General features: G+C 47.6%; 7 protein-coding genes. 5 read left to right on the forward strand and 2 right to left on the reverse strand.

The features are described 5' to 3' along the window. The first annotated feature begins 144 nt into the window (after window positions 1-144). The 3 genes from F566_RS0115175 (at window position 145) to F566_RS0115185 (ending at window position 3118) form a co-directional block, all read left to right on the forward strand. Window positions 145-2124, forward strand: a complete 1980-nt coding sequence (locus F566_RS0115175) for a galactose oxidase-like domain-containing protein (RefSeq protein WP_020407857.1) — start codon at window positions 145-147, stop codon at window positions 2122-2124. A 363-nt stretch (window positions 2125-2487) separates the two neighbouring features. Beyond that, the gene (locus F566_RS0115180; RefSeq protein WP_020407858.1) at window positions 2488-2748 is read left to right on the forward strand and encodes a hypothetical protein; all 261 of its coding nucleotides are present in this window, start codon (window positions 2488-2490) and stop codon (window positions 2746-2748) included. A 4-nt stretch (window positions 2749-2752) separates the two neighbouring features. Then, window positions 2753-3118 (forward strand): hypothetical protein, encoded by a 366-nt coding sequence (locus F566_RS0115185; RefSeq protein WP_020407859.1) that lies wholly within the window; start codon window positions 2753-2755, stop codon window positions 3116-3118. A gap of 517 nt (window positions 3119-3635) precedes the next feature. Here F566_RS0115185 and F566_RS0115195 read toward each other — a convergent pair. Next, a complete protein-coding gene (locus tag F566_RS0115195) occupies window positions 3636-4574 on the reverse strand; it encodes an alpha/beta fold hydrolase (protein WP_020407861.1) in 939 nt (312 codons plus the stop codon). 231 nt (window positions 4575-4805) lie between these two features. Here F566_RS0115195 and F566_RS0115200 point away from each other — a divergent pair, with 231 nt between their 5' ends. Beyond that, entirely contained in the window at window positions 4806-5189 is a 384-nt protein-coding gene (locus F566_RS0115200) for a winged helix-turn-helix transcriptional regulator (protein ID WP_020407862.1), read from the forward strand. 150 nt (window positions 5190-5339) lie between these two features. Here the strand turns inward: F566_RS0115200 and F566_RS0115205 are convergent, their stop codons facing one another. After that, window positions 5340-6980 (reverse strand): cytochrome-c peroxidase, encoded by a 1641-nt coding sequence (locus F566_RS0115205; RefSeq protein ID WP_157496811.1) that lies wholly within the window; start codon window positions 6978-6980, stop codon window positions 5340-5342. A gap of 299 nt (window positions 6981-7279) precedes the next feature. Here F566_RS0115205 and F566_RS0115210 point away from each other — a divergent pair, with 299 nt between their 5' ends. Then, a complete protein-coding gene (locus F566_RS0115210; RefSeq protein WP_020407864.1) occupies window positions 7280-7630 on the forward strand; it encodes a hypothetical protein in 351 nt (116 codons plus the stop codon). Window positions 7631-7709 lie beyond the last annotated feature (79 nt).

Consider the following 7709-nt stretch of genomic DNA (forward strand, 5'->3'; position numbering starts at 1 on the left):
TTAAACGTTCAAAATAATCGATTAAAAGAATCGAATTATTTGAACTAATTCTCCATTCGGTTTTCTAAGAAGTTCTCATGTTAGCTAACAAAAAGAATAAGCGGCATGAGTAAACTATGAAGTTAACATTATGGAGTTTTACACGTGAAAATACGTGAAATTATAGTAGGTACCGGCATTGTCGTGACCTCACAAATCGTGCTCGCTGAAATACCGGCAGGTTTGTTCAATCTTGCCGGCAAGGATAGTGGGCTCTGTTTCCAGAAAACCGAGGCAATGGGGTTGGTTCAGCAGGCATGTTATGACGAATCACTGTTATGGAGCGCCCAGCAAGATCCTGACGGGAGTTATCGTTTGGCAACTAATATCGGGGAGCAGCAATACTGTCTGAATGTTCCTGGCACTGCAGGTGCCGACGTCAGGCTGGGCGACTGCCGGGTAACCAAACCACTGTATATCAATCCCTTGAGAGATGGCTATAAGGTGATCGAAAGCGGAACAGGGCTTTGTCTGAATATTGCCGGTAATAGACTTGCTGCAGGTGCAAAGCTGATTCAGTTCGATTGTACGACGGGCGATAACGAAAAACTCGATTTCATGCCGGCGGCTAAGACCGCTGTCGGGGAGTGGGGAGATAAGTTTGAGCTTGGTCTGGTGGCAATTGCATCCGCCATTCTGCCTAACGGAGAACTACTGTTCTGGTCAGGATCTACACCAATCAGTTTCCATGGTGATGACATCACCTATACAGGAACGTTCAATCCCAAAGGCGAGGGTGATGGGCTTTCTCATTATGTGGTGAAAGATACCTATGAGATGTTCTGTCCTGCCACGGTGATGGATCAGGATGGTTCGCTGTTGATTATGGGAGGGGGCGGAAAACAAACCAAGCGCGATTATGTGGTTTCCTATGATGCGGACGCTAACAAGTGGGTCAGGGAAAATGATCTCGTGATACCTCGTTGGTACAACAGCGCCGTAATTTTGGGGGATGGGTCTGTATTCACTGTTGGTGGAGACGGTGATGGTGACCCCATTCACACCAATATGGAGCAGCTCGGTGAAATCTGGAACCCTGTTACCCGTGAGTTCAAGCTCCTGACCGGAACAAAGGACATTGGTGCGCAGAAGTCTCAATATTTCCAGAATATTGGGAATTCGGACTACGGAGTGGCCCGTGCGCAATATTACCGCAAGCTCGCGGTCATGCACGATGGAAGTATATTGGAATATGCGCCTTATCGAGAGTTTGTGCGTCATACTGTTGACGGTGAAGGCAGCTCTATACTGACCAATACTGGACGCTTGGACGGGCCGAAATACATCCAGGGCGCCACCAATGTTCAGTACAGTGCTGATAAAGTGCTTTTGATGGGGGGGAATGAAAAGTTCGGCATTGAAGACTATGCGGATGATAAGGGGGAGATCGACACGCTTCCGTCTCTATACTCCGTCTATGAAATTGATCTGAAAACCGGTCAGTCCGTTCGCAAGGAAAATATGCATCATGCCAGGTATTACGCCAACTCAGTGGTGATGCCGGACGGCAAGGTTTTTACAGTAGGCGGTTCTCGGGACAGCCATCTGTTTGACACCAGTGAAGCGGTCTATACACCGGAAATTTATGATCCGGCGTCGGACGAGTGGACTGAAGTGGCGCAGCATCAAGAGCCAAGAAATTACCACTCAACCGCGGTCCTGCTTCCGGACGGAAGAATCTGGGTCGGCGGTGGCGGTGCTTGTGGCGCAAATTGTGAATTCAATTACACCACTGCAGAGATCTATAGTCCTCCATACCTGTTCAAGGGCGAGCGCCCGGAAGTAAGCCTTATCACTACTGGGCCAACCGGATACGACGGAGAAACCGGGTATAATCAACAATTCGATTTTCGTTCAGAGCAGGCCATCAGCTCGGTATCGTTAATCCGTTTGTCTGCAGTCACCCATTCCTCCAATACCGATCAGCGACGCATCGAATTGGAAATGAATGCCCTGGGCAACGATTTCTATCGAGTGACCACACCATTAAGCTCCAATATCGCGCCCCCAGGCTACTACATGCTGTTCGCGCTCAATGAGAATGGTGTACCATCGGAAGCCAAAATGGTGAAGCTGGCCAATTGACTTGATAGGCTCCTGAGGGAGTGAATCGGTAAAACTGAATTCATTGCAAAATGAAGCAAAAGGCCAGGGAGTTCGGCCTTTTTGTGATCGCTTCTTTTTACGTGTGGGCTTCTTCACTAGGCACTTCAATAGCCTAGTTGTATCTGTGGTGGTGGCAATGATTTACTCTAAGATTAATTGTCGAGGCACTAATATCTCTCATCCACTTCAGATTATTAATGCGCAGTGCTTGCCTTGCATTTGGTTTATAGGGGTAATGATAATAAATCATGACTGGTTATGAACTGAAGGCTTCAATAGTATGTGAGCATGTAAGTGACACGTTTTTTGAGATTGATTCAATCTTGTAAGGGTGCTTTGGCTGTGAATCAGAAGGTAAAAGTAGAGTACATCCTCAATAGTAAACCTGTGGGGATATTCGTGCGTGTACTCGACGACAAAAAATTTGCTTTAGGCTCAACACCTACACTTGGTGGTTGCGCCATTAAAAAATCAATAAGTCAGCCGCGGGCTCTTAAAAAAGACGGTGGTCCTGATCTGGATGTGTTTTGTTTCTATCTTAAAAATGACAATGACAAAAGTGTATTTGTCATTGGGAGTGTCGTTGAGCTTGTGCCGGAGTAACTACATGAAAATACTTTTCACCTGTATTGCTATTCTATTCTCCCAAGCAGTGCTCGCTGGCAACTGGGTGGAAGTCAAAGGTGGCGCTGCACCGGTGGAGGTAGAGCCTTCGGTATTGGAGGCGGCACTTTGGGAATATATTGCTACTCATTCGGATCAGGAATTCCAGCATAAGGATAGTTATACCTATCAATATCAGGCGGTTAATGATCATGGAATACGCATAAATGCAATGTGCGGCAGTTCGGGGCATTGGGATCTTTCTGAGGGCTTTGTCGGTGTTATGGATGGCGGTACATGTTTCTTTCGGGCAACCTATGATTTCAAGCTTAATGCTGTCGTGTGGTTCAGAGTGAATGGTGTGGCTTAGGTTTCCGCTGCGTAATGAATGAGTCATTTCCAGTATTCGCACTAGTCGATTCTGAACTAAAACGGGTCTTTATTTTTGGGGTAGTCCGCCAGAATATAGTTTTCACCACAGGTCTTACACCTGGTTGTAACTGTCAATTTATAGTTCACAAGGTAGCTGCACGCGTTGATCAACTTGGGCAGAAATTTGTATAAGCCGTATAGGATAACGAGCCCCCCAGTCCCTCTGCGCGCTAATTCATTTGATCCAGGGTCTTCAAAAAAGGATTTTACAAAAATAGCTGAAATACCCCACGCAATTATTCCCAATACTGAAAGGAAGAACCCCAGAAGAATTGCAAGGCCTACCGAGTCTATGATGCTTGCCCTGTAGTAAATTCTGGGGATTAAAGTCTTGTCACAACATTTCTGCATGATTCGGTTCTTTGTTTTGCGTCGCTCTTGTGCAATTCGCGGAAGCATGTGCTACGCCAGTGATCCGAATTCTACATGAAAATATTCGCCGACAAACCTTTCCTCTAAGCTGTTGCCATCCGCTTAATAGTGCCCTGGTTATATTCCTCCAGGCACCAGTTAGTTAGGACGTTAAGATAGTCGTCCCCTGCATCTTCAGAGGAAAAGTGGGAGGCATTTTCAAAGATGACCAATTTGCTCAGTGGAATCTGTGAGGATAAATAGCTGGCGTTGCTGACATCAACGTAGGGATCAAGTTTTCCCCAGGTGATCAATGTGGGCACCTTGATGCCCAGGAGGCGATTCTGAATCCAGGAGAGATCCATGCTATAAGAGCCGAAATAGCTCATGGCGCACCGATGGCTTTGGAGGTCATGAGTGATGTCATAATACTCTTTGATCGCACGTTTGGTGGGGCGATATCTCTTATAGCCGTCTTTTACTGCGGTCATGAAATTGGCTCTCATCACGGCTTTTTTGTTAGGTCCTTTCGCCAGCCACCTGACGAAACCTAATTTGATTACGGCCGTTAATATTGGTGCCATTTTGGGCGGATAGCTGCCTGGACCGTCAAAAATATTGATACTCTCAAATCGCTCAGGATGCCGGATGGCAGCGGCCAGTGTGATGGGGACTCCCACATCAGGACCTACCAGATGAGCTTTCTGAATGCCAAAGTGATCCATGACCTGAATCACGGTTTGGCTTAGCTTTCTGGGCGACATGTCGCTTTCGTCGGCTTTTGTTAGACCAAACCCTGGGATATCAAAGGCCAGAAGGTCAAAATCTCGGGAAAGTTTTTCCCAGAAAGTCTCCCAGATCCGAATGCTTTGAGGTAATCCGTTAAGCAGTATCAAAGTGGGCGCATTCTCTTTGATATGGCGAACATATCGGATGTTGAACTTCCCGACAAATTCATACTGTGGTGCGAAGTGATCGACGCTAGAGTCTATCAGATGCGACGCGTTTTCTTTTAATGCCTGGTTTAATAATGAGAGGGTCATTGGCTTGTCTCGTTTTTGTTAGTTTAAAAAATCGCAGCCAGGAAAAGATCTGAAAGATCCCTGTTTAGCCTTGAAGGTTACTAATGTATACTAACCTACAATAATGGATTTAGTGGTGCAATAAGGCACTTAATCTACCCTGGTTACCTTTTGATAACCTGTGAGATGGCATCGTTGATGTCTGACAGGCTGTTAGTGGATGACGTTGATTACTTGAAAGGCTGAAAACTAATGAGCACAGCGACAAAAAACGGTAAGCGAGTTTTTTTACAGAATGAGGATTGTCCAATTCGAAATGTTGTCAGTCAGGTAGGGGATAAATGGTCAATATTGATTCTTTTCAGCCTTGTCGAGGGGGCTGATCGTTTCAATTCGCTAAAGTCCAGAATACAGGGCATCTCCCAACGTATGCTGACGCAAACCCTCAGAGATCTTGAGCGTGATGGCTATGTTAATCGAACGGTTTACCCGGAAGTGCCGGTCAAAGTTGAGTACAAACTGACACCTTTAGGTGAAGGACTAGCAAAATCTCTATGGAATCTGGTTTCCTGGGCAGATACACACCACGATGAAATCAGACAGGCTCGGGAAAATTACGATCAGTCCAATCGTTGAGTGTTCTTCAAGGTTTGATTTATGACAGTGAATGCGAGCCATATTATTCATTCGGTAGTGCCAGACACACAAAAAGACCGGCCTTAATGCCGGTCTGCTTCAATGTTAATCAATATCGAGCAGTCTGGTTTCGCTGCACTTAGCCACACATCACAGTCTTCTGCCATTCTGATCCACACCAATCAAAACCTCACCGTCAGGATTATCTCTTTTGGGATTCGCGACCCAGGGTCTCAAGCACCTGCGATCTTTGGCGCAATCGTCTGTCAGGCCGTGCAGGAAGGCAACGAGATCATTGACTTGTTCTTGGTTAAGGCCGGGATTACTCAATCGCGAAGTACCTTGGGCCTGCTCTGCTCTTAGCTTGGCAACAGCCTGCATGGAGTTGCCCAATGCGTCCGGATAGGGGAGATTGCAGTCTGCGTAATCCGAAAATTGCTCTATCGGACAAGGTGATTGTGAGAAAATCTGGTTAATGGCTGCCTCAGGACTAATATAGTGCCGCACCACCTGCTCCAGAGTCTGGTAGGTGCCTGCATGGCCGTAGGGTGCCGTCAGGGCGACATTCAGGAGGCTTGGTGTCCTGTAGCGATAGCGGTCATCCGAGTCACCAGTTACGCGTTCGCGACCGAAGTCGTCGTTCACACCGTCTCCTTTCCCAGGTCCGAACTGAGGGAAAGCGACGGTATGATGTCTGCCGTCAGAGAATGTGGGGCCGTTGTGGCAAGCGCCACATCCAGCACCACCATCTGACACACGCGTAAAGAACAGAATGGCACCGCGTTTCTGATGGTCGCTCAATGCATTCTGGCTCCCTTCCAGGTAACGTTGCCAGGGTGAATTGACAAATGCCATGGAACGTTCGTATTCGCCAATGGCATGGCTGATGGCATCAAATGTGATCAGTTCTTCGGCGCTGGCAGTCACCCCGTAGGCACGCTGAAACTCTTTCAGCCAGCCATTTCTGCTAAGTTCGTCGCTGCCAATACCGTAACCACCTATGCGTGATGCCAAATGGTCGCGAATCTCCTGGTTGGTGGAACCTGGTTCAAAGTTGTCGGTCTTCATTTCATCGACTTCCGTTACCGGAAAGCGAGCTTGTGCAGCGGCAAGATTGGCTCCGGCCTCCGGGTCAATCACATTAAACCCTGAGTCTGGTGTGGCGATTCCGGATATGGCGCCATTGGTATTGGGTTCTTTGCCAATGCTTTCCACTCGAGAATCCCAAAACAGGCCTGTATCCCAAAGCCCGGTGTTGAACACCGTGGGCGTATTCCGCGGCACCACAGGTAAGCCGGAGGTGGGTTCCCGGCCGGGGCCCAATAATGTGATTTGCTCTGCTTCCACTCCGACAGGAAGGCTCAAGCTGTCTGCGCCTCCTAGTGCGGGGTGATGACAGGTGACGCAGGCCGCGTCAAATTCACCCCCAAGGCTTTTACTGAAAAACAATTTCTTGCCTAATTGAGGCAAAGGGTCGTGGATGGAAGGAAGCTCTCTAGGGGATAGGTCTACCGGGGTCAGGCCTCGCAGAGCAATCAACTCAGACAACTCTGCTTCCAGCTCCGGATCTCCGGGACTCTCCTCGGTTGAGGGTGGGCTATTTCGAAGTTTACTTGATCTGGCGTTGGGGCTTTGTATAGGGCGGTGTTCTGCTTGCGGGCTAAGTACGCTGTTTTGCGCTACCTCCGGTATGTCATCCAAACGATCTTTGGCGTTAACCTGTAAACTCAAGCTCAGGGAATGGATTGTCAGGATCGTCGCCACGGTTGCCACCAGGTTGCTTTTTGGCATTTTTCTACTTGTTGTTACCCAGCACATTTACATTACTCCTTCAGTGAATTCACAACATATTTGCTAGCTAGTCATTCTCCGATTCCATAGCGCAGCGCCTCTTTTGGGGATTTATGTCTCTATATTTAAGAGGTGCCGCGCCCGGAGAGTTTTAAAACTATGAGAGAAATAAGGAGGAATTGTGGCTGAAATGTGCAAGAAATAAGGAAAGGTGTGAGTGTATTGAATAATTTGACGGATTGTTTCTTTAAAGGGCGCAGTACTTGGTCAAGACCATCTTAATCATTGGAGAGCTTGATATGCCGTACAACCCCAAAACTCACGGTACTTTTGACAAATATTTGGTAGAGCATCTTGGAGAGGCAATGAAGGAGTACGCTCTTGTGGTGGACCCAAATCTGTCTGGAGGCGGGCATACGGGGGTTGCCGATATGACATTTGATCCACCGGGTGCGAAAGGCAATGTGGCCGTCTTACGCAAGAAAGCGGTGAGTGATAAATCCTGGTTCAAGTGTTTCTATTTGCCTTGGGAGTCCAATAATACGACATCCTGTACTCTGAATAGTCAAACGGATGCCTGTTTGTTTTTTACCTCTTCGCTTAACGGTTGCCGCCTTTCCGTTAAGTATCATGATGACGTGGTCAACTGATTTGTGACAACCCAGTTAAGCAACTTCTCGTAATTCTTTCCAGGCCGTTTCATATTGATTCGGGCTTTGGTAATCCAAA

It is taken from the genome of Hahella ganghwensis DSM 17046 (assembly GCF_000376785.1).
GTDB lineage: Bacteria > Pseudomonadota > Gammaproteobacteria > Pseudomonadales > Oleiphilaceae > Hahella > Hahella ganghwensis.

Bases quoted from the DNA above. Each gene is read 5' to 3' on its own strand.
- F566_RS0115185 (WP_020407859.1), top strand. From the start codon at position 2,753: ATGAAAATACTTTTCACCTGTATTGCTATTCTATTCTCCCAAGCAGTG.
- F566_RS0115195 (WP_020407861.1), bottom strand. From the start codon at position 4,574: ATGACCCTCTCATTATTAAACCAGGCATTAAAAGAAAACGCGTCGCAT.
- F566_RS0115200 (WP_020407862.1), top strand. From the start codon at position 4,806: ATGAGCACAGCGACAAAAAACGGTAAGCGAGTTTTTTTACAGAATGAG.
- F566_RS0115205 (WP_157496811.1), bottom strand. From the start codon at position 6,980: ATGCCAAAAAGCAACCTGGTGGCAACCGTGGCGACGATCCTGACAATC.
- F566_RS0115210 (WP_020407864.1), top strand. From the start codon at position 7,280: ATGCCGTACAACCCCAAAACTCACGGTACTTTTGACAAATATTTGGTA.